Here is a 20,289-nt window from a genome sequence, read left to right as displayed (position 1 = left end):
AAAGCGCGTCGATCGTCAGGTGGTCCTGTCGATCGACGGCCCTAACACGAACTCCATCAGCACGAACAGGATAACCAGGAGCACAAGTGAAGCCAGGTCGATGCTCACGGTACCAATTCGCAACGGAGGGATCACACGCCTCAACGCGTTGAGGGGGGGATCAGTGACGCTCCACACGATTTCCAGACCCACCGATGCCCCGCGGGCCGGCTGCCAGCGCCGACCGTACTGCAGGACGGCGCTCAGGACGAACCGGGCGAGCAGGGTGATGAGGAAGATGTAGAGCACCAGATACAGCACTTGCAGCACGATCGACAACACGACAGGCGACGTCCCTCGGGTCGGGCGGGGCTAGCTCAGGCTGAAGAAGCCGCCCTCGGCGATCTTGGCCTTGTCCTCCGCGGTGACCTGGACGTTGGCCGGTGAGAGCAGGAACACCCGATTGGTCACGCGCTCGATCGTACCGCGCAGGCCGAACGCGAGCCCGGCGGCGAAGTCGACAAGTCGACGCGCGTCCGCCTCGTCCATCTCGGTGAGGTTGATGATCACCGGGACGCCGTCGCGGAAGTGCTCGCCGATGGTCCGCGCCTCGCGGTAGGTGGTGGGGTGCAGTGTGGTGATCTGGTAGCGCTGCTCCTCCTCGGCCACGACCGCCCGCTCACGCGGCTGCGCCTGCGGCGCCAGGGCCAGGTTGTCGCGGGTGTGGTAGGTCAGCGCCCCGGAGGTCTCGCCGGCATTCGACCGGGTGATGGAGCGGACGCTGGACCGCTCGGCCCGCTCCGGGCGGTCGCCGTCGGCCCGCTCGGCCTCGGCCGCCCGGGAGGCGACCCGCTCGGAGAGCCGGCCGCGGTCGCCGAGGCGGGACCGGGGCGCCGGCGGCTCCTCGGCGTCGTCCTCCTCGTCGTCGGCGAACTCCTCCGAGTACCGGCTCTGCCGGTAGCGCGAATCGCGGTAGCCACCCTTGTCGTAGCCACCGTCGTCGTAGGCCCGCTCGTCGTCCTCTTCGACCAGACCGAGCCAGACCCCCGCCTTGCGCAGTGCACCCATCCCGCGCCCTTCCCGTCCGCCGTGCGGCACGCGCCCCCGTGCCGTGTCGCCTTGTCGCGAGTGGAACACTTTCTGCCCACCGGACCGGACCGGCAATCCCCTGGCGCGCGATTCGCGTCGCACGCCACGACCCCCGACAACGGGATGCCGCTCCTTCAAACAACACGCATGTAATTTGCTTCTCTCGCGGTCAGGCTACCGCAGCGTGGGACGCATTCCGAGCAACGCGCTGCCCACGCGGACATGTGTCGCGCCGTACCGGATCGCGATCTCCATGTCTCCGCTCATGCCGGCGGAGAGGGCGGCGGCTCCCGGATGGAGCGTCCGGAACCCGGCGGCCACCTCGGCCAGCCGGGCGAACGCCCGCTCCGGCTCCCAGCCCAGCGGCGCCACCGCCATCAGGCCGGTCAGCCGCAGGCCGTCCGCGCCGGCCACCGCCTCGGCCACCGGGCCGAGCCCGGCGTCCGGGTCGGCCGAGTCGGGCAGCGCCCCGCCCCGGCCGGTGGCCCCGTCGATGCTGACCTGGACCAGTACGTCCAGCGGCCGGTCCCGGCCCGCCGCCGAGGCCGCGTCCAGCGCCCGCGCCAGCCGGACGCTGTCGACCGAGTGCACGACGTCGGCGTAGCGGACCACCGACCGGGCCTTGTTGCGCTGCAACTGCCCGATGAGGTGCCACCGGGGCGTCACCCCGGCCGCGGCCACCTCGGCCGCCTTGGCGGACGCCTCCTGGTCCCGGTTCTCCCCCACGTCGGTGACGCCGAGCCCGGCCAGGGCCACCACGTCCCCGGCCGGGTAGGTCTTGGTCACCGCGATCATCGTGACCTCGGAGGTGTCCCGTCCGGCGTCGGCGCACGCCTGCGCGATCCGGGATCGTACGTCGGCCAGGCCGGCCGCGAGTTCGGCGCGCCGGTCCGGGCGCACCGTGGCTGGGCTGTCGGTCATCGGCGGGGCTCAGGAACCGTTCTTGAGGAAGTCGGGCACGTCCACGTCGTCGAAGAGCACCCGGCGCGGCGACTGGGTCGGCGCCGGCATGGTCGGCGGGGGCGTGACCGGCGTGCTGGGCTGGGTGGGTTGGTTCTGGTTGGGCTTGCGGCCCGACTCGGCGGCCTTGTACGCCGGCGCGCCGCCGTCGAAGCCCGCCGCGATGACGGTGACCCGCACCTCGTCGCCGAGGGCGTCGTCGATGACCGCGCCGAAGATGATGTTGGCGTCCGGGTGGGCCGCGTCGGTGACGAGCTGGGCCGCGTCGTTGATCTCGAACAGGCCCAGGTCCGACCCGCCGGCGATGGAGAGCAGCACGCCGCGGGCGCCGTCCATGCTCTGCTCCAGCAGCGGGCTGGAGATGGCCGCCTCGGCCGCCTCGACGGCGCGGTTCTCGCCGCGGGCGCTGCCGATGCCCATCAGCGCGCTGCCCGCGCCGCTCATCACGCTCTTGACGTCGGCGAAGTCCAGGTTGATCAGACCCGGCGTGGTGATCAGGTCGGTGATGCCCTGGACACCGGAGAGGAGCACCTGGTCGGCGGTGCGGAACGCGTCCATCATGCTGATGTTGCGGTCGCCGAGCGCCAGCAGCCGGTCGTTGGGAATGACGATCAGCGTGTCGCACTGGTTGCGCAGCTCGTCTATCCCGGACTCGGCCTGCACCTGACGGCGCTTGCCCTCGAAGGAGAACGGCCGGGTCACCACGCCGATGGTCAGCGCGCCGAGCTTGCGCGCGATGTTCGCCACCACGGGCGCCCCGCCGGTGCCGGTGCCGCCGCCCTCGCCGCAGGTCACGAAGACCATGTCGGCGCCCTTGAGCACCTCCTCGATCTCGTCGCGGTGGTCCTCGGCGGCGTTCTTGCCGACGTCGGGGTTGGCGCCCGCGCCGAGCCCACGGGTCAGCTCGCGGCCGACGTCGAGCTTGACGTCGGCGTCGCTCATCAGCAGCGCCTGCGCGTCGGTGTTGATCGCGATGAACTCGACGCCCTTGAGCCCAACCTCGATCATCCGGTTGACGGCGTTGACGCCGCCGCCACCGATGCCGACGACCTTGATGACCGCCAGGTAGTTGTGCGGAGGTGTCATCTCCGGTCCTTTCCCTTCGAGATTGGCATGGGCCGACCGGGTACGGCTTGGCCAGACCAGCGGTCGACGACAGCTGTCACCAGCGAGGATCAGGATTAAACCCTCACCCTCTACTAGAGGCTTACAGTTATGTCAACCACTGATCCCCTTCGGGGCAACGTAAGCGCACCCACGCCGTGAGCCAAGGACCCGCCCGGCGTGTCGCCGCGGGAGCGGGACGGGTCACGTCGCCCGGTGGGACCGAGCTGCCGGTCACCGCAGGGTCACCACGTCCGGGGCGCTCACGTCGATGGTGTCGGCCTTGCGGTCGAGCAGGGCGGTGGCGACCCGCGCCTTGTCCGCGCCCCGGGTCGCGTCACCCCAGACCACCACCCGGTCGTCGCGCAGCCGGAGCTTGATCCGGGCCAGCCCCTCGACGGTCACGTCCACCAGCCCGGCCCGCAGCTCCGGGGTGAGCACGGCGAGCACCTCCAGGGCGGCCCGGGTCGCCCCGTCGTCCGGCCCCGGCTCGGCGAGCCGGACCACCGGCAGACCGTCCGGCTGCCGGGGCAGGGTCCGGAACACCACGCCCGCCGCGTCGATCACCACGAACTGTTCGCCGCGCGGCACCGCCGCCACGCCCGTGCGCTCGGTCACCCGGACCACCAACGCGTCCGGCCAGTCCCGGGTGACGACCGCCCGCTCCACCGCCGGCAGTCCGCCGACCCGCCGCGCGATGGCGGCCAGGTCGGCCCCGGCCAGCGGGGCCCCGTCGGGCACCGCCGCCGCGTCACGCACCTGCACCGCGCTGACCAGCTCCGCGCCCTCGACCCGGACCTCGCGCACCCCGAACAGACCGGTGCCGAGCAGCGCCCAGGCGACCAGCCCGGCCAGGCCGAGCACGCCGGCCGCGATCGCCCACGGCAGCGCGGCCCGCATCCGGCGCTGCCGGGCGCGGGCCATGAACCGCCGGGTCGAGGCGGGAACCGCGTCGCTGCCGGCCCGGACCAGCTGCCATCGGCGCACCGGTCCGCGCCGGCCACCGCCGTCCGCGCCGGTGGTGCGCCCGCGCGCCGGACCGGGGCTCATCCGGCCGCGGGCGCCGCGCCGTCCGGGACCGCGCCGCCGACGCCGGGAACGGTGCCGCCGATGGTCGTCGCACCGCCGGCCTCGCCGCCGGGCGTCGTGCCCGCCGGCGCCGCCGGATCGGCGGTACGCGCCGACAGCGCGTCCAGCAGTTGGTCCCCCATCAGCGAGATCGGCGGGGCGCCCATGGTCACCACGACGTCACCGGGGCGGGCCCGCCGGGCCACCTCGGCCGGCGCCGCCTCCCACGAGTCCACGAAGACCTTCCGTTCCGCCGGCAGCGGCACGGCCTCGACCAGCGCCGCCGAGCCCTCCCCCGGCTGGCGCAGCTCGCCCGGGCCGAAGACCTCCAGCAGCACCAGCTCGTCGGCGATGGCCAGCGCCTCGGCGATCTCCGTCTGGAGGTCGCGGGTGCGGTAGAGCCGGTAGGGCTGGAACACCACGATCAGTCGGCCGTCCCCGGCCACCTCGCGCAACGTCTGCAGCGCCAGCGTCATCGAGGTCGGGTGGTAGGCGTACTCGTCGTAGACCAGCACGTCGTCCGCGACGCCCTTGCGCTCGAAGCGCCGCCGCACGCCGGGGAACGCCGCGAGCGCGGCCTCGGCCGCCTCCAGCGGCAGCCCCAGCAGGTACGCGGCCAGCACCGCCGAGGCGCTGTTGAGCCCCATGTGCCGCCCCGGCACCGGCAGCCGGAACTCGCCCAGCGACCGGCCGTCGATCTCCGCCAGGTAGCGGACCCCCCGGGCCGAGGAGGCGACCTCGGTCAGCCGCAGGTCGGCGTCGGCCGCCTCGCCGTACGTGTGCACCCGCCGGCCCTCCGCGCGCAGCGTCTCGGCCAGCCGCCGCCCGCCCGGGTCGTCGGCGCAGGTGATGATGAAGCCGTCCGGGTCGGTGAGCCGGGCGAACTCGGCGAAGGCCGCCTCCAGGTTGGCCAGGTCGCCGTAGGTGTTCAGGTGGTCGGCCTCGACGTTCGTGATGATCGACACGTACGGGCGGTAGATCAGGAAGGAGCGGTCGCTCTCGTCCGCCTCGACCACGAAGTACTCGCCCGTGCCGTGGTGGGCGCCCGAGCCGACCTCGGAGATCTCCCCGCCGATCACGAAGGACGGGTCCTGCCCGGCCTGCTGGAGCACCATCGTGACCATCGAGGTGGTGGTGGTCTTGCCGTGCGTGCCGGCTACCGCCACCGTCCGGCGGCCGGTCATCGCGGCGGCCAGGGCCTCGGAGCGGTGCAGCACGCGCAGGCCGCGCCGGCGCGCCTCCACCATCTCGAGGTGGTCCTGCGGGATCGCCGAGGAGTAGACGACCGTGTCGACGCCGTCGAGGTTGGACGCCTCGTGGCTCATGTGGATGGTCGCGCCGAGAGCGCGCATGCCGGCCAGGGACGGCCACTCCCGCAGCTCGCTGCCGGAGACCGGGATGCCCCGGGTGAGGAAGAGCCGGGCCAGGCCGCTCATGCCGACCCCGCCCACCCCGATCAGGTGGATCGTGCCCAGGTCCTCCGCGGTGAGCGTGCCTGCCGGGGTGAACTGTGCGGTGTTCATGACGGGAACCTTCCGGTCGCGGCGGCGCGGGCCTCGGGGCGGACGGGCCGCGCCCTCATCGGGCCACCGCCTCGTAGACGAAGTTGAGCAGCGCCTCGTCGCCGTCGCGGCGCCCGTAAGCGGCTGCGGCGGCGCCCATGGCGGCGAGCCGGTGCGGGTCGCGGATCAGCGGGATGACGGTCCGCTCGACCCAGTCGGGGGTCAGCTCGGCGTCGTCGACGAGCAGCCCGCCGCCGGCCTCCACCACGGGCAGCGCGTTGCGCTTCTGCTCCTGGTTGCTGTGCGGGTAGGGCACGTAGATGGTGGGCAGCCCGATCGCGGCCACCTCGGCGCAGGTCATCGCCCCGCCCCGGCCCAGCATCAGGTCGGCGGCGGCGTAGCCGGCCTCCATCTCGGACAGGTACGGCAGCGTCACGTACGGGACCGGCAGGTCGGTGGGGACCGGCACCGGCTCGTTGCGGGCCCCGATCACGTGCAGCACCTGCACCCCGTTGCGGGCGAGTTCCTTGGCCGCCCCGGCGACCGCGAGGTTGATCGAGCGGGCGCCCTGCGAGCCGCCGGCGACGAAGAGCACCGGCAGGTCGGGACGGAGCCCGAAGTGGGCCCGCGCCGCGTTGCGCATGGCGACCCGGTCCAGGCCGGCGATGCCCCGGCGCAGCGGCACGCCGACGACCCGGGCGTCGCGCAGCGCCTCGGCCTGGGCGGGCTGGTGCGGGAAGCCGACGGCGACGTGCTTGGTGAACTTCATGCCGAGCCGGTTGGCCACGCCCGGCGGCACGTTCACCTCGTGGATGACGATCGGCAGCTCGCGCCGCCAGGCCGCGAGGTAGGCCGGCACGGAGACGTACCCGCCGAAGCCCACCACCACGTCGGCGCGCACCTCCTCGATCACCTTGCCCGCGGCGCGGGCCGCGGTCCACATCCGGCCCGGGGTCTTGACCAGGTTCATGTTGACCGACCGGGGCAGCTGGTACGCCGGGATCTGCCGCAGGTCGTAGCCCTGCGGCGGGATCAGCTCGTTCTCCAGGCCCTTCGGGGTGCCCAGGCAGGTGATCCGGACGCCGGGGTCGTGTCGGCGCAGGCAGTCGGCGAAGGCGAGCAGCGGGTAGATGTGCCCCCCGGTGCCACCTCCCGCGAGCACCACCGAACGCAGCGGACCCATCAACGTCTCCTCTCGTCCGCCGACCCGCGCCGGGTCCGGGCGAGCCGGACGCCGCGCGGTGCGGCCTGGTCGTCGGGCCGCCGCTCCCGCGACCGGGGCACGGACCCTCGGGCAGCCGGGGGCGACGCCGGGCGGCGTCGCCGCCCGGGAAGCGGCGGCAACGGGGCCCAGAGTAGTCGGACCCATCGGGCCGGCGGACGGGCATGCAGCGCTCTGGCGGCGTCGGGTTCGGCGCGGGCGAAGGAGGCGAGCATCCCGATCGCGGCGAGCGTCACGACCAGGGCGCTTCCGCCGTCGGAGATGAACGGCAGCGGCAGGCCGGTGATCGGCAGCAGCCCGACCACCCCGCCGATGTTGATCACTGCCTGGCTGACCAGCCAGGTGGTCGCCGCGGCGGCGGCGAGCCGGCGGAACGGGTCCTCGACGCGCCGGGCGATGCGCAGCCCGGTGTAGGCCAGCACGGCGAACAGGCTGAGCACCACGACGCAGCCGATCACGCCCAACTCCTCGGCGATGATCGCGAAGATGAAGTCGTTGTGCGCCTCCGGCAGCCAGCCGAACTTGAGGCTGGACTTGCCGAGCCCCACGCCGAACCAGCCGCCGTGCTCGATGGCCAGCCGCCCCTGGTAGATCTGGAGGCAGCCGTCGAGCTTGCAGTCCTGCGGGTCGGGTGGGTTGAAAAACGACATCAGCCGGGCGAAGCGGTAGTTCTGCTCGCCCCGCTCGCCGGAGCCCGCGCCGAGGGAGGCGACAGCGATCAGCAGGCCGACGCCGAGCAGCCCGAGCACGGAAAGGGTGCCGAAGACGCGCATCCGCACCCCGGCCGCCCAGAGCAGCCCCACCACCACGGCGAGCAGGCAGAGCATCGTGCCCAGGTCGTTGTAACCGACCAGGACGAAGAGCAGGCCGACGACCGGGAAGAGCGGGGTGGCCAGCTCGCGCCACCAGCCCAGCGCGGCGCCCTTGCGGGCGATCACGTGCGCCCCCCAGAGCACCAGGGCGAACTTCGCCAGCTCCGAGGGCTGCACCTGGATGCCGCCGACGAAGAGCCACAGCAGCCGGGCCTCGATCGGGCCGATCCGGGCGGAGTCCTGGCCGGTCAGCCGCGCGTACGCGAGCAGCAGGTTGAGCACCAGCAGCAGGCCGACGGCGGTGAACAGCAGCGGCCGGCCGAGCACCCGGTAGGTCTTCGCCGGCAGCCGCTGGCAGGCCCAGAAGGCGACGATGCCGATCACCGCGAAGATCGCCTGTTTGGTGAGCGCGGCGAAGGCGTTGCCGCCCTGGGCGTACTCGCGGACGCTGGTCGCGGAGAAGACCATCGTCAGGCCGATCAGCAGCAGCAGCCCGGCGCTGGACAGCAGCAGGTAGTAGGAGGCCAGCGGGCGGTCCAGCAGGCCGCGCAGCGCGGCCAGCCCGCCTGCGGCGTCCACCCCGCGCAGCGCCCGGCCGCCGGCCTCGTCCGGCCCGCGCGTCGCGGCGGGCGCGTCGCGCGTACGGGTGGCTCCGGGTGACCGCCGGGGCGTCGTCTCTGTCGTGCCCTCGATGCCTCTGCCCTCCCCCACGCAGACCATCATCGCGGTTTCCCGGGGTCGCCACCGGCGCAACCGGCCGGTCGGCGTGTCGGGCTTGCGCGCGGCGACGTGCGCCTCCCCCCTGCCGGACACGGCGCGGGGCCCGGGCGACGCGCCCGGGCCCCGCGGCGGGACCGACCGGTCGGCTCAGGTCATGTTGGCGAGGAACTCGCTGTAGAAGAGCCCGAGCGCGATGGCCACGCCGATGCCGGCGATGATCCAGAACCGGACCACGATGTTGACCTCGCTCCAGCCGGCGAGTTCGAAGTGGTGCTGCAGCGGTGACATCCGGAACACCCGCTTGCCGGTGGTACGGAACGAGATGATCTGGATCACCACGGACATCGTGATGATCACGAAGAGGCCGCCGATGATCGGCAGCAGCAGGATCGTCCGGGTGGACATCGCCATGCCGGCGATCAGTCCGCCGAGGCCCAGGGCCCCGGTGTCGCCCATGAAGATCCGTGCCGGCGAGGTGTTCCACCAGAGGAAGCCGACGCAGGCCCCGGCCGCCGCGCCGGCGATCAGCGCGATCTCCAGCGGGTCCCGGACGGTGTAGCAGTAGTCCTGGGTGTAGTTCGGGTCGGCGCACCAGTGCCGGTACTGCCAGAACGCGATCAGCGCGTACGCCGCGAGGACCATCACCGAGGCCCCGGTGGCCAGGCCGTCGAGGCCGTCCGTGAGGTTGACGCCGTTGGTCGCGGCCATCACCACGAAGATGAAGATGACCACCGCGCCGATCTTGGTGACGTCCAGCGCCGGGATGTCCCGGATGAAGCTCAGCGTCGTGCTGCCCACGGTCTCGGTGTTGGTCACCGCGCCCGAGGCGTCGGTCATGGTGCTCGGGAAGTAGAGGGCCACGACCCCGAAGACCGCGCCGACCAGGATCTGGCCGAGCAGCTTGCCGCGCTTGTTGAGCCCGCCGCTGTGCCGCTTACGCACCTTGAGGAAGTCGTCGATGAAGCCGACGGCGCCGGAGAAGACCATCAGCCCCAGCAGCACCAGTGCGGTGATCGTCGGCTCGACCTGGGCGATCTGCGCGTCCGGCAGGGTGGTCAGGGCCAGGTGGCCGGCCACGTACGCGATGACCGTGGCGAGGATGAACACCACGCCGCCCATCGTCGGCGTGCCCTTCTTGCCCTCGTTGCTGGCGAGCCCGAGGTTTGATCGGATCGGCTGGCCGGCCTTCAGCCGGGCGAACACCTTGATCGCGATCGGGGTGCAGAAGAGCGAGATCAGGAAGGCCACCCCGACGGCGACGATGACCGCCCTCATGAGGCGGTCTCCTCACCGGCGGCGTCGGCGCGCAGCGCGTCGGCCACCTCCCACGTGCGGTACCGGGAGCCCTTCACCAGGACGACGTCGCCCGGCCGTAACTCGCTCCGCAGCACCTCGACGGCCGCCGCCTGATCGGTGAGCAGCACCGACTCTCCTCCCCAGTCACCTACCGATGTCGCGCCTTCGTGGATCGGCGCGGCCGGCTGGCCCACCACGAGCAGCCGGTCGACGCCCAGCTCGGCCGCGAGCCGGCCGACCTCGGCGTGCCCGTCGCGTTCGAACGGGCCCAGCTCGGCCATGTAGCCGAGCACCGCGACGGTGCGCCGCTCCCGCCCGATGCCGGCCAGCGCGCGCAGCGCGACCGCCATCGAGGCGGGGTTGGCGTTGTACGAGTCGTCGATCACGGTCACCCCGTCGGCGCGTTCGAAGACGTCCATCCGCCGGGTGGAGACCAGCCCCAGCGCGCCCAGCGCGATCGCCGTCTCGGCCAGCGGCATGCCCAGCTCGCGGGCCACCGCCGCGGCGGCGAGGGTGTTGGAGACCTGGTGCCGGCCGGTCAGCCCGAGCCGCACCGGCGCGGTCCCCTCCGGGGTCACCAGGGTGTACGCGGCGCGGCCCCGGTCGTCCAGCGTCACGTCCTCGGCCCGCACGTCGGCGTGCGCCGCCTCGCCGTAACGGATCACCCGGGCGACCGTACGCGAGGCCATCGCGTCGACCAGCGGGTCGTCGGCGTTCAGCACGGCCAGGCCGTCGGCGGGCAGCGCCTCGACCAGTTCGCCCTTGGCCAGCGCGATCGTCTCCACCGAGCCGAACTCGCCGATGTGTGCCACCCCGACGTTGAGCACCACGGAGATCCGCGGCGGCACCACGTCGCACAGGTAGCGCACGTGCCCCACCCCGCGGGCGCCCTTCTCCATCACCAGGTAGCGGGTCTCCGGCCCGGCCTGCAACGCCGTGTACGGGTGCCCCAGCTCGTTGTTGAACGAGCCGGGCGGGGCGACCGTCGGGCCGAGCCGGGCGGCGAGCTGGGCGATCAGGTCCTTGGTGGTGGTCTTGCCGGAGGATCCGGTCAGCCCGATCACGGTGAGCCCCGGCAGCCGGTCGACCACCGCGCGGGCCAGCCGGCCCATCGCCGCCAGCGCGTCGTCGACCAGCACCATCGGTACGCCGGGCACCTCGCGGGTGCCGAGCACCGCGACCGCGCCGGCCTCCACCGCGGCGGCGGCGTAGTCGTGCCCGTCCACCTTCTCGCCGGGGAAGGCCACGAAGAGCGCGCCCTGGCGCACCTTACGGGAGTCGAACTCGACCGGGCCGGTGACCGTGGCGTCCGGGTCGGCGGCGGCGAGCCGCCCGTCGACCACCGAGGCGACCTCGGCCAGGCTGAGCGCGATCACCGCTGACCCGCCGGGTCGGCGAACCGGGCGCGCAGCGCGTCGGCCAGCTCGGTGCGGTCGTCGAACGGGTGCACCTCGCCGCCGATCTCCTGCCCGCGTTCGTGTCCCTTGCCGAGCACCGCGACGACGTCGCCCGGCTCGGCCAGCCGGACCGCCGCGTCGATGGCGGCCCGGCGGTCGGGCACCTCCTCGACCCGGGCGGCCGTGCCGGCCCTGCGGGCGCCGGCGAGCACCTCGGCCCGGACGGCCGCCGGGTCCTCCGTGCGCGGGTTGTCGTCGGTCACCAGCACCACGTCCGCTCCCTCCGCCGCGGCGGCGCCCATCACCGGCCGCTTGCCCCGGTCGCGGTCGCCGCCGGCGCCGATGACGCAGATCAGCCGGCCGGCGCCGAACTCCCGCAGCGCGGCCAGCGCGGCGACGATCGCGTCCGCCTTGTGCGCGTAGTCGACCACGCCGCGCACCGGCCCGGGGGCGGCCACCAGCTCCAGCCGGCCGGGCACCCCGCCGCAGGCGGCCACGCCGGCGGCGGCGGTCTTCGCGTCCACCCCGGCGGCGACCAGGACGGCGATGGCCAGCAGGGCGTTGGCCACGTTGTGCCGCCCCGGCAGCGCCACCCCGGCCGGCAGGGTCAGCCCGTCCGGGCCGTGCACCGTGAAGCGCTGCGCGTACCCCTCGCCGCCGACCTCGTCGGCCCACCAGGTGGCGGTCGGGTCACCCGCCGCCGAGTAGGTCACCGTCGCGGGCTTGTACAGGGGCTTCAGCGCCGGGTCGTCGTGGTTGAGCACCTCCACCGCGCAGCGCCCGTCGAACAGCTGCGCCTTCGCGGCGAAGTAGTCCGCCGAGTCGGCGTGGAAGTCCAGGTGGTCGGAGCCGAAGTTGGTGTAGCCGCCGACGGTGAACCGGACGCCCCCAACCCGCCCCATCGCCAGGGCGTGGCTGGAGACCTCCATGACCACGGCGGTGACGCCGCGCTCGCGGGCGGCGGCCAGCATCGCGTGCAGGTCGGTCGCCTCGGGCGTGGTGCGCACGCTGTCGACCACCAGGTCGCCGAGGCGGGTCTCCACGGTGCCGATCAGGCCGGTGGTGTGGCCGGCGGCGCGCAGGCCCGACTCGACCAGGTAGGCGGTGGAGGTCTTGCCGGCCGTGCCGGTCACCCCGATCACCGTCAGCTCCTCGGTCGGGTCGCCGTAGACGGCCGAGGCGAGGGCGCCCAGCACCGCGCGCGGATCGGCGACCACCAGCGCCGGCAGGCCCGCCTCGGCCGCGGCCGGGGCGCCCGCCGGGTCGGTCAGCACCGCCACCGCGCCGGCCGCCGCCGCGCCGGCGGCGAACTCCGCGCCGTGCCGGCGGGCACCCGGCAGAGCGGCGTACAGGTCGCCGGGGCGGACCTCCTGGCTGGCGTGGGTCACCCCGGTCACCACCAGCTCGGCGGCCCCCTTCGGGGGCTCGACGGCGAGCCGGGCGGCGAGGTCGCCGAGCCGGGTGCCGATCACGGTACGGGGACGAGGATTGCCGGGCACGGCGTCAGACCCTACCCGGTCGTCCGGTTCCGGCCGCACAGCCGCCCCGGTGGTTCGTCCGCACTCACCGATGATGTCCCGGCGTGACCGCTCAGCGCGGATAGACCGTGAACTTCGGGGCCTTCTCCCCGCTCGGCGGCACCCCGTAGTGACGCAGCGTGAACTGCATCATCTCCCGGAACGCCGGGGCGGCGATGTCCCCGCCGCCGCCCGCGGGCGTGTGCGCGAAGACCGCGATCACGTAGCGGGGGTTCTCGGCCGGGGCCATGCCGATGAACGAGGCCACCTCGCCGGGCTGCTTGCGCCCGTCGACCAGCCGCCAGCCGGTGCCGGTCTTGCCGGCGACCCGCCACTCCGGGATCGCGGCGGCCCGGCCGGTGCCGTCCTCGACGGTGGTCACCGCCTCCAGGATGGTCCGCAGGGCGGCGGCGTTCTCCGGGCTGAGCACCGACCGGGTGACCGGGGGCTCGGTCGGGGTGGTCTTCCCGTCCGGCCCGATGACCGCCTTGACCAGGCGCGGCTGGACGTACGTGCCGTTGTTGGCGATCGTCGCGTAGACGGCGGCCATCTGCAGCGGCGTGGCGTCCACGCTGTGCCCGATCGGGACCGACCCGTACGACGACCCGCTCCACTCGTCGGCCGGCAGCAGCCGGCCGCTGGCCTCCCCGGGCATGCCGACCCCGGTCGGCTCGCCGAGACCGAACCGCTTCTGGTAGTCGATCAGGCGTTCCGGGCCGAGCTCGTCGGCGATCTGGATGGTGCCGACGTTCGACGAGTACGCCATCATCCCGGGCAGGCTCATCCGTCGCCCGTGCGCCTTGTGCGTGTCGGTGAACCAGACGTCGCCCTTACGGATCGCGTTGGGGATCGGCAGCGTGGTGTCGGGGGTGATCACCCCCTCCTGGAGCGCGGCGCCGAAGGTGACCGCCTTGTGCACCGAGCCGGGGTCGACCACGAAGCTGGTGGCCGCGTCCTCCCGGTCGGTCGGCTCGCTCTCCTCGGGCTTCGTCGCGTTGTAGGTGGGGTGGCTGGACTGGGCCAGCACCTCGCCGGAGGGGATCTCGAGGACCACGGCCGCGCCGGTGCTGCCCTTGCTCTGGGCCATGTGCCGGGCCAGTATCCGCTGTGTCATGAACTGGAGGTCGCGGTTGATGGTGAGCTGCAGGGAGCTGCCCGGCTTGGCCTTCGTCGTCTCGCTGTAGCCGCCGGGGATCGGGGCGGCCAGGTCACCGAGGCCGACCTCGTAGACCCGCTTGCCGTCCTCGCCGCGCAGCACGTCGTCGTAGCGGGCCTCCAGCCCCTCCAGCCCGACCATGTCCTGGCTGGTGAAGCCGAGCAGGTTGGCGGCGAGGTCGCCGCCGGGCACCTCGCGCCGCTCGTCGCGGTGGGTGCCGATGCCGGGCAACTCCAGCGCGGTGATCTGCCGGGCCCGGTCGATGTCCACCCCCCGGGCCAGGTACTCGAACTCGGAGTCGGCGCCGTTGATCCGCTTGCGCGGCTTCATCTTCTCGGCCAGCTCGGAGGCCGGGATGCCGAGCAGCGGGGAGAGCGCCTTCGCGGTGCCCTGGATGTCCTTGATCCGGGTCGGGTCGGCGTAGACGTACCGCGCCTCGACGCTGTGCGCCAGTGGGGCGCCGTCCCGGTCGTAGATCGCCCCCCGCGCCGCCGGCAGGGTGACGGTGCGCAGCCGGTCGGCCACGCCGCCGCCCGCGTACGCCGGGGTGTCCACGGCCTGGAGGACGACCAACCGGATGCCGATGACGGCGAACAACGCCAGGGCCAGCACGGTGCCCAGCCGCAGCCGGCGGCGGGGATCGGCCAGCCGCGGCGGCTTCGGCGGCTTGCGCGACGGTCGCCGGGCGGCCGGACGGTCCGGCCGGCGCGGCTCGCGGCGGCGGGGTGCCGGCGGCTCGTCGTCGTGGCGCGGGCCGCGCGGGGTGACGGTGCGGACGACGCCGGAGCGGCCCGCCGCCTCCCGGCGGCCGGTCCGGCCGGCGCCCGCGCGCCCGCCGTCGAGCACCTGCAGGGCGGGACGGAACGGGTCGGCGGAACGGGTGCTGCGCGGGGTCCGGCGCTGCTCGGCGCGGCCGGCGGCGTCGCGCTCGCCCCGGGCACCGGCGCGCTGCTCCCGGACGGTGCGGCCCCGCGGGGTGTACGCCCGGGCGTCGGAGATGCCACCGGCCCCCGGCTCGCCGGAACGCCGCTCGGCGCCCCGGCCACCGACGTCGCGGGACGAACCGCGCCGGGAGCCCGTGGCGTCCCGGCGCGGTTCCTCCGATCTCGGTGGCACGGTCGTCAGCCTCCCGCGCCCTGCTGGCTGGTGATCGACGGCTGGCCGTCGGCCGGCTGCGGCACACCGATCACCTTGCCGTCGGGCAGCCGGATGTAGGCCGGCTCACCCGCCTCCACCAGGCCGAGCCGGCGGGCCTGGGCCTCCAGGTTGCCCGGGGCCTCCGCGTCGGCGATCTGCTTGTTGAGCTGCTGCTGCTCCAGGTCGAGCTTGGCCTGCTGCTCCTGGAGCTTCTCCAGCCGGAAGGCGTTCTCGTTGATCTTCGTGTTGACCAGCAGGATGCCGAGCACCCCGCCGACCACCAGCACCAGCACCAGCGCCGCGAACGGCGCCCGCGGCACCCTCACCGGCGGCGGCGGCGCCACCCGCAGCCGGGGCGGGCGCGCCGCGGTGGCGCCGCCCCGCTCGGCCGGCCGCAGCGCGGCACTGCCCTGCGTCGGGAACTCGCGCGCCCCCCGGGCGCGAGTCTCCCCCAGCCGGCTCGTCCGGTCCGCCTTCGGCGTGCCGGTCCCGGTGCGCGTGGCCCGCTCCGCCGCGATCCGGCCCCCCGACCGCGGTGCGCGCTGCCCGCCGCCGGTCACGTCCCGGCGGTCGCGCTTGTCATTCGTCATGTCCCTCCCCCTCTTCGTCCGTCCCTGTCCCGCCCCCCGGGATCCCTCGGATCCGACTCGGACCCGGTGGACCCCGCCCCCGGTTGGTGCATCGCCTTGACCCGCCGGCGGTACCGTTCGCGGTCGGTACGCCCCTGCTGCGCCGCGTCCGGGTCGAGCCGCTCCGCGGCCCGCAGGCGCACCGAGGCGGCCCGCGGGTTCGCGGCGACCTCCCGCTCCCCGGGCAGTTCGGCGCCCCGGCTCAGCAGCCGGAACGTCGGACCCGACCCGGGCAGTTCGACCGGGAGGTCGACCGGACCCTTGCTGCGGACCCGGTCGGCGAGCGCCGCCTTGGTCAGCCGGTCCTCCAGCGAGTGGTAGGACAGGACCACCATGCGGCCGCCCACGTTGAGCCTGTCGAGCGCGGCCGGCAGCGCCGTCTCCAGCGCTGCCAACTCCTTGTTTACCTCGATCCGTAAAGCCTGAAACGTTCTCTTTGCCGGGTGTCCCCCGGTTCGTCTGGCTGGTGCCGGAATGGACTCCCGCACCAGCTCCGCCAGCCGCGCCGACGAGGTGATCCGGGCCCGCTCGCGCTCCCGGATGATCGCCGAGGCGATCCGGCCGGCGAACTTCTCCTCGCCGTAGACCCGCAGCACCCGGGCCAGGTCCGGGTGGGAGTAGGTGTTGACCACCTCCTCGGCGGTCACCCCCCGGGTCTGGTCCATCCGCATGTCCAGCGGGGCGTCCTGCGCGTACGCGAACCCGCGGTCGGGCGCGTCGAGTTGCAGCGACGAGACCCCCAGGTCGAACAGGATCCCGTCGATCCCCGGGTAGCCGAGCCGGTCGAGCACCTCGGGCAGCTCGTCGTAGACGGCGTGCTCCAGGTGGACGCGGTCGGCGAAGCGGGCCAGCCGGACGCGCGCGTGGGCGAGCGCCTCCGTGTCCCGGTCCAGCCCGATGAGCACCGTCTCCGGATGCGCCTCCAGCACCGCCTCGGCGTGCCCGGCCAGGCCCAGCGTCGCGTCGACATGGACCGTCCGCCCGCCCCGGCCCAGCGCGGGGGCCAGCAACTCGAGACACCGCTCGAGCAGCACCGGCACGTGCGTGCCGCGTAGCTCCCCCATGTCGACCCCCACTGGTTGAAACCTCGTCCTTCGTGTGCCTGTCGTCGGACGACGCTGTGCCGTCGTACCGCCAGATCCCCATCCGCTCCCGCCCGCCGGAGGCCGCGGCCCTCCCATCGGATCGTGCGCCTGGCACCGGGGAAGGGGTGCCAGGAACTCGAAAGCGGGTGGAGATCTCGCAGTACGTCGGGCGTCGTCACGCCCTACAGACCGCCGGGCAGCACCCCCTCCTCGATGTCGGCGAAGTCGTCTTCGCTCTCCGCGAGGTAGTTCTCCCAGGCGGCCTTGTCCCAAATCTCCACCCGGGTGCTCGCGCCGATCACGACCAGGTCCCGGTCGAGGGCGGCGTACGACCTCAGGTGGGCCGGGATCGTCACCCGGCCCTGCTTGTCGGGCACCTCGTCGTGCGCGCTGGCGAAGAAGACCCGGCTGTAGGCCCGGGCCGCCTTGTGCGTCATCGGCTGCACGCGCAACTGCTCCGCGATCCGCTGGAACTCGGGCATCGGGAAGACGTAGAGGCAGCGCTCCTGCCCTTTGGTGATCACGACACCCCCCGCCAGCTCGTCCCGGAACTTCGCCGGAAGGATCAACCGGCCTTTGTCGTCCAGGCGCGGGGTGTGGGTGCCGAGAAACATCGGCCCAACCCCCTCGCCCTTGAGCGGCGTTCGCGGCGCCGCTGACCCCCCGGGCCGGTGGGCCCTCCCGGCCTCACCATCGCGCCCCACTCTACTCCACTTCCCTCCACCCGCAACCAGAAACGCCCGCGTGGCGCGCCGTTCCGCCGCGCGAAACCGCACGTCAGAGGGGGTGGAGCGGAGTGGAGGGCCGGACGGCCCTCCGGAGCCGGTCCGCTTTCCGACATAGATCGACTCCGTCCGGCTGAACGGGATCCGGCCACCCCGTCGGAGCGCCCCGGCCGAACGGTTCGCCCTCGGCGGCGATCTGGTGGCCCCACCGGTCCGGTAACCTCGCTCGGGTGACGGACGCGAAGATGCCCCTGCGGGCGAAGGTGGCCAGCTCGGTGTCGCGGACCGCCGCGGCGCTGTCGCGGGCCGCGGGCCGCGGCGACGGCTCGGTGATCGGCGGCTGGATCGGCCTGAAGATCGATCCCGACCTGCTGGCCCACCTGTCGGCCGGGCGCGCCATCGCCCTGGTCTCCGGCACCAACGGCAAGACGACCACCACCCGGCTCACCGCCGCGGCGGTCGGGGTGCTCGGCCGGGTCGCCACCAACTCCTTCGGCGCCAACATGCCGACCGGGCACACCTCCGCGCTGGCCAAGGCCGGCAGCACCCCCTACGCCGTGCTGGAGGTCGACGAGCACTACCTGGCCCAGGTGCTGGAGGCCACCGAGCCGCACGTGGTGGCGCTGCTCAACCTCTCCCGCGACCAGCTCGACCGGGCCAAGGAGGTCGCCATGATGGCGCAGCTCTGGCGCGCCGCGCTGGTCCGGCACACCGACGTCCGCATCGTCGCCAACGCCGACGACCCGATGGTGGTGTGGGCCGCGACGCCGCCGCCCAACCACGACCACCGCATCGCCCCGCCGCAGGTCACCTGGTTCAGCGCCGGGCAGCGCTGGCACGACGACTCGTGGGTCTGCCCCGAGTGCGGCTCGACCATCCAGCGCTCGGGCGAGCAGTGGTGGTGCAGCGGCTGCCCGCTGCGCCGGCCCCAGCCGCAGTGGACGGTGGAGGACGACGGCGTGCTCGACCCGACCGGCGCCTGGCACAAGGTCAAGCTCCAGCTCCCCGGCAAGGTCAACCTCGGCAACGCCGCGACCGCGCTGGCCGTCGCCGCCGAGTTCGGCGTCCGGCCGGTGGACGCGGTGCTCCAGCTCGGCACCGTCACCTCCGTCGCCGGCCGCTACGCCCAGGTCGACCGGGACGGGCGCAACATCCGGCTGCTGCTGGCGAAGAACCCGGCCAGCTGGCTGGAGGCGTTCGACATGGCCGACGAGGCGCCGACCCTGCTCTCCATCAACGCCCGCGACCCCGACGGGCTCGACACCTCCTGGCTGTTCGACGTCGACTTCGCCCCGCTGCGCGGCCGGCAGGTGCTGATCACCGGCGACCGCGCGTACGACCTGGCGGTCCGGCTGGAGGTCAACGACGTGCCGTTCCAGCACGTGCGGACGTTCCACGACGCCGTCCGGGCGGTCCCTCCGGGCCGCCTGGAGGTCATCGCGAACTACACCGCGTTCCAGGACATCCGAGCGGAGTTGGACCGTGTCAACTGAGAGCCTGCGTATCGTCTGGATCTACCCCGACCTGCTCTCCACCTACGGCGACCGGGGCAACGCCCTGATCCTCGCCCGCCGGGCGCGGCAGCGCGGGTTCCCGGTCGAGGTGCTGGAGGTCCGCTCCGACCAGCGTCTCCCCGCCACCGCCGACATCTATCTCATCGGCGGCGGTGAGGACGGCCCGCAGGCGCTCGGCGCGCAACGGCTGCTCGCCGACGGCGGCCTGCACCGGGCCGTCGCCCAGGGCTCGGTCGTGTTCGGGGTCTGCGCCGGCTACCAGCTGCTCGGCACGTCCTTCTTCGCCAAGGGCACCCGGTGCGCCGGGCTGGAGCTGCTCGATTTCTCCTCCGACCGCGGGCCGACCCGGGCCGTCGGGGAGCTGGCCGGCGACATCGACCCGCGGCTGGGCGTGCCGGCACTGACCGGGTTCGAGAACCACGGCGGCCGCACCCACCTCGGCCCCGGGGTCTCCCCGCTGGCCCGGGTGACCGCCGGGGTCGGCAACGACGGCGCCACCGAGGGGGCGTGGCGGGGCAAGCTGCTCGGCACGTATTCGCACGGCCCGGCCCTGGCCCGCAACCCCGCCCTGGCGGACCTGCTGCTGCGCTGGGCCACCGGCGCGCACCAGCTCCCGCCGCTCGACGACACCTGGTCGGACCGGCTCCGCGCCGAGCGCCGCGCCGCGGTGGCCGCCGCCGCCCGGGCATGAACCCGGCCGTCCGGCGGCTGCTGCGGCAGCGGTCGGCCGCCCGGTTCGCGCTGCTGCTGCTCCTGCTCGCCACGTTCGGGGCGGCGCTGCTCGTCGTTCCCCTGCCGGAGGTCGGGGAGCTGCCCCGGCTGGCCGACCGGTTGGGCGACGTCGCCCCCGTGGCGGCGGTCCTCGGCGGGGCGCTGCTGCTGGTGGCGCTCGTCCCCCGGACCTTCGTCACGCTCGCCTCGGGGGCGATCTTCGGCGCGCTGGAGGGCGCCGCGTACGCGCTGGGCGCGGCGCTGCTGGCGGCGGCGCTGGGCTTCACGGTCGGCCGCCTGCTCGGGCGGGAGTTCGTCGCCGAACGGGTGCGGGGCCGGCTGGCCCGGCTGGACGGCTGGTTCGCCCGGCAGAGCATCCTCGGCGTGGTCACCGTACGGCTCCTGCCGATCGCGGGCTTCGGCCTGGTCAGCTACGGCTACGGCACCACCGGCGCCCGGGTGCTGCCGTTCCTGGCGGGCAGCGTGATCGCCTCCGTCCCCACCGCCTTCGGGTACGCGGCGGTGGGCGCGGCGGCCGCCTCCCCGGGCGACGTCAACTGGTTCGCCGCCGCGCCCGCCGCGCTCGGCCTGGTCGCCAGCGCGGTGCTGATCCGCAACTGGTGGCGCGCCGAGCGGCAGCGCCGGCTCGCTCCGGGCTGAGGCCCG

Annotated in this window: 17 protein-coding genes and 1 pseudogene; 3 read left to right on the top strand and 15 right to left on the bottom strand. The window is 74.0% G+C overall.

Annotated elements, in window-relative coordinates; all coding sequences use genetic code 11:
• Positions 1-15 precede the first annotated feature (15 nt).
• The 15 genes and pseudogenes from AB0G14_RS03520 to mraZ all read right to left on the bottom strand — a co-directional run bounded on the left by AB0G14_RS03520 (position 16) and on the right by mraZ (position 17,287).
• Complete coding sequence (locus AB0G14_RS03520) at positions 16-321, bottom strand: YggT family protein (protein ID WP_357456607.1); 306 nt, start codon at positions 319-321, stop codon at positions 16-18.
• A gap of 30 nt (positions 322-351) precedes the next feature.
• A complete protein-coding gene (gene sepF, locus AB0G14_RS03515; protein ID WP_357456605.1) occupies positions 352-1,047 on the bottom strand; it encodes a cell division protein SepF in 696 nt (231 codons plus the stop codon).
• Between the two features lie 195 nt (positions 1,048-1,242).
• Positions 1,243-1,989: a YggS family pyridoxal phosphate-dependent enzyme gene (locus AB0G14_RS03510; protein WP_357693302.1), complete on the bottom strand. Its 747-nt coding sequence runs from the start codon at positions 1,987-1,989 to the stop codon at positions 1,243-1,245.
• A gap of 9 nt (positions 1,990-1,998) precedes the next feature.
• The gene (ftsZ, locus tag AB0G14_RS03505) at positions 1,999-3,114 is read right to left on the bottom strand and encodes a cell division protein FtsZ (RefSeq protein ID WP_350686241.1); all 1,116 of its coding nucleotides are present in this window, start codon (positions 3,112-3,114) and stop codon (positions 1,999-2,001) included.
• 252 nt (positions 3,115-3,366) lie between these two features.
• The gene (locus tag AB0G14_RS03500) at positions 3,367-4,182 is read right to left on the bottom strand and encodes an FtsQ-type POTRA domain-containing protein (protein ID WP_357693300.1); all 816 of its coding nucleotides are present in this window, start codon (positions 4,180-4,182) and stop codon (positions 3,367-3,369) included.
• Positions 4,179-5,723, bottom strand: a complete 1,545-nt coding sequence (murC, locus tag AB0G14_RS03495; protein ID WP_357693298.1) for a UDP-N-acetylmuramate--L-alanine ligase — start codon at positions 5,721-5,723, stop codon at positions 4,179-4,181. The genes AB0G14_RS03500 and murC overlap by 4 nt, the downstream gene beginning before the upstream one ends.
• Positions 5,724-5,778: 55 nt before the next feature.
• Positions 5,779-6,885: an undecaprenyldiphospho-muramoylpentapeptide beta-N-acetylglucosaminyltransferase gene (murG, locus tag AB0G14_RS03490; RefSeq protein WP_357693296.1), complete on the bottom strand. Its 1,107-nt coding sequence runs from the start codon at positions 6,883-6,885 to the stop codon at positions 5,779-5,781.
• Entirely contained in the window at positions 6,885-8,297 is a 1,413-nt protein-coding gene (locus AB0G14_RS03485; protein WP_357693358.1) for a putative peptidoglycan glycosyltransferase FtsW, read from the bottom strand. Before AB0G14_RS03485 ends, murG begins: the two co-directional genes overlap by 1 nt.
• Positions 8,298-8,603: 306 nt before the next feature.
• Positions 8,604-9,731, bottom strand: a complete 1,128-nt coding sequence (gene mraY, locus AB0G14_RS03480) for a phospho-N-acetylmuramoyl-pentapeptide-transferase (RefSeq protein ID WP_357693294.1) — start codon at positions 9,729-9,731, stop codon at positions 8,604-8,606.
• Positions 9,728-11,128, bottom strand: a complete 1,401-nt coding sequence (murF, locus tag AB0G14_RS03475; RefSeq protein WP_357693292.1) for a UDP-N-acetylmuramoyl-tripeptide--D-alanyl-D-alanine ligase — start codon at positions 11,126-11,128, stop codon at positions 9,728-9,730. The genes mraY and murF overlap by 4 nt, the downstream gene beginning before the upstream one ends.
• The gene (locus AB0G14_RS03470; protein WP_357693290.1) at positions 11,125-12,687 is read right to left on the bottom strand and encodes a UDP-N-acetylmuramoyl-L-alanyl-D-glutamate--2,6-diaminopimelate ligase; all 1,563 of its coding nucleotides are present in this window, start codon (positions 12,685-12,687) and stop codon (positions 11,125-11,127) included. Before AB0G14_RS03470 ends, murF begins: the two co-directional genes overlap by 4 nt.
• A 52-nt stretch (positions 12,688-12,739) precedes the next feature.
• On the bottom strand, positions 12,740-14,938 hold the full coding sequence (locus AB0G14_RS03465) for a penicillin-binding protein 2 (RefSeq protein ID WP_357693288.1): 2,199 nt from the start codon (positions 14,936-14,938) through the stop codon (positions 12,740-12,742).
• A 5-nt stretch (positions 14,939-14,943) separates the two neighbouring features.
• Positions 14,944-15,549, bottom strand: a complete 606-nt coding sequence (locus tag AB0G14_RS03460) for a septum formation initiator family protein (protein ID WP_357693286.1) — start codon at positions 15,547-15,549, stop codon at positions 14,944-14,946.
• Positions 15,539-16,664 (bottom strand): annotated as a pseudogene (rsmH, locus tag AB0G14_RS03455) (16S rRNA (cytosine(1402)-N(4))-methyltransferase RsmH). The gene AB0G14_RS03460 and the pseudogene rsmH overlap by 11 nt, the downstream one beginning before the upstream one ends.
• A gap of 191 nt (positions 16,665-16,855) precedes the next feature.
• Positions 16,856-17,287, bottom strand: coding sequence for a division/cell wall cluster transcriptional repressor MraZ (mraZ, locus tag AB0G14_RS03450; protein ID WP_357451430.1), 432 nt, complete (start codon positions 17,285-17,287; stop codon positions 16,856-16,858).
• 356 nt (positions 17,288-17,643) lie between these two features.
• On the opposite strand from mraZ, the gene AB0G14_RS03445 reads away from it, so the two are divergent.
• Genes AB0G14_RS03445 through AB0G14_RS03435 form a run of 3 tightly spaced genes read left to right on the top strand, consistent with a single transcriptional unit; the run spans position 17,644 to position 20,283 of the window.
• Positions 17,644-18,891: a MurT ligase domain-containing protein gene (locus AB0G14_RS03445; RefSeq protein ID WP_350712137.1), complete on the top strand. Its 1,248-nt coding sequence runs from the start codon at positions 17,644-17,646 to the stop codon at positions 18,889-18,891.
• Positions 18,881-19,603: a glutamine amidotransferase gene (locus AB0G14_RS03440; RefSeq protein ID WP_357693283.1), complete on the top strand. Its 723-nt coding sequence runs from the start codon at positions 18,881-18,883 to the stop codon at positions 19,601-19,603. Before AB0G14_RS03445 ends, AB0G14_RS03440 begins: the two co-directional genes overlap by 11 nt.
• A complete protein-coding gene (locus AB0G14_RS03435) occupies positions 19,600-20,283 on the top strand; it encodes a VTT domain-containing protein (protein ID WP_357693281.1) in 684 nt (227 codons plus the stop codon). The genes AB0G14_RS03440 and AB0G14_RS03435 overlap by 4 nt, the downstream gene beginning before the upstream one ends.
• Positions 20,284-20,289 lie beyond the last annotated feature (6 nt).

The sequence above is a fragment of the Micromonospora sp. NPDC023814 genome, from assembly GCF_040639595.1.
Taxonomy (GTDB): domain Bacteria; phylum Actinomycetota; class Actinomycetes; order Mycobacteriales; family Micromonosporaceae; genus Micromonospora.
This window is presented reverse-complemented; position numbering and strand designations above follow the sequence as displayed.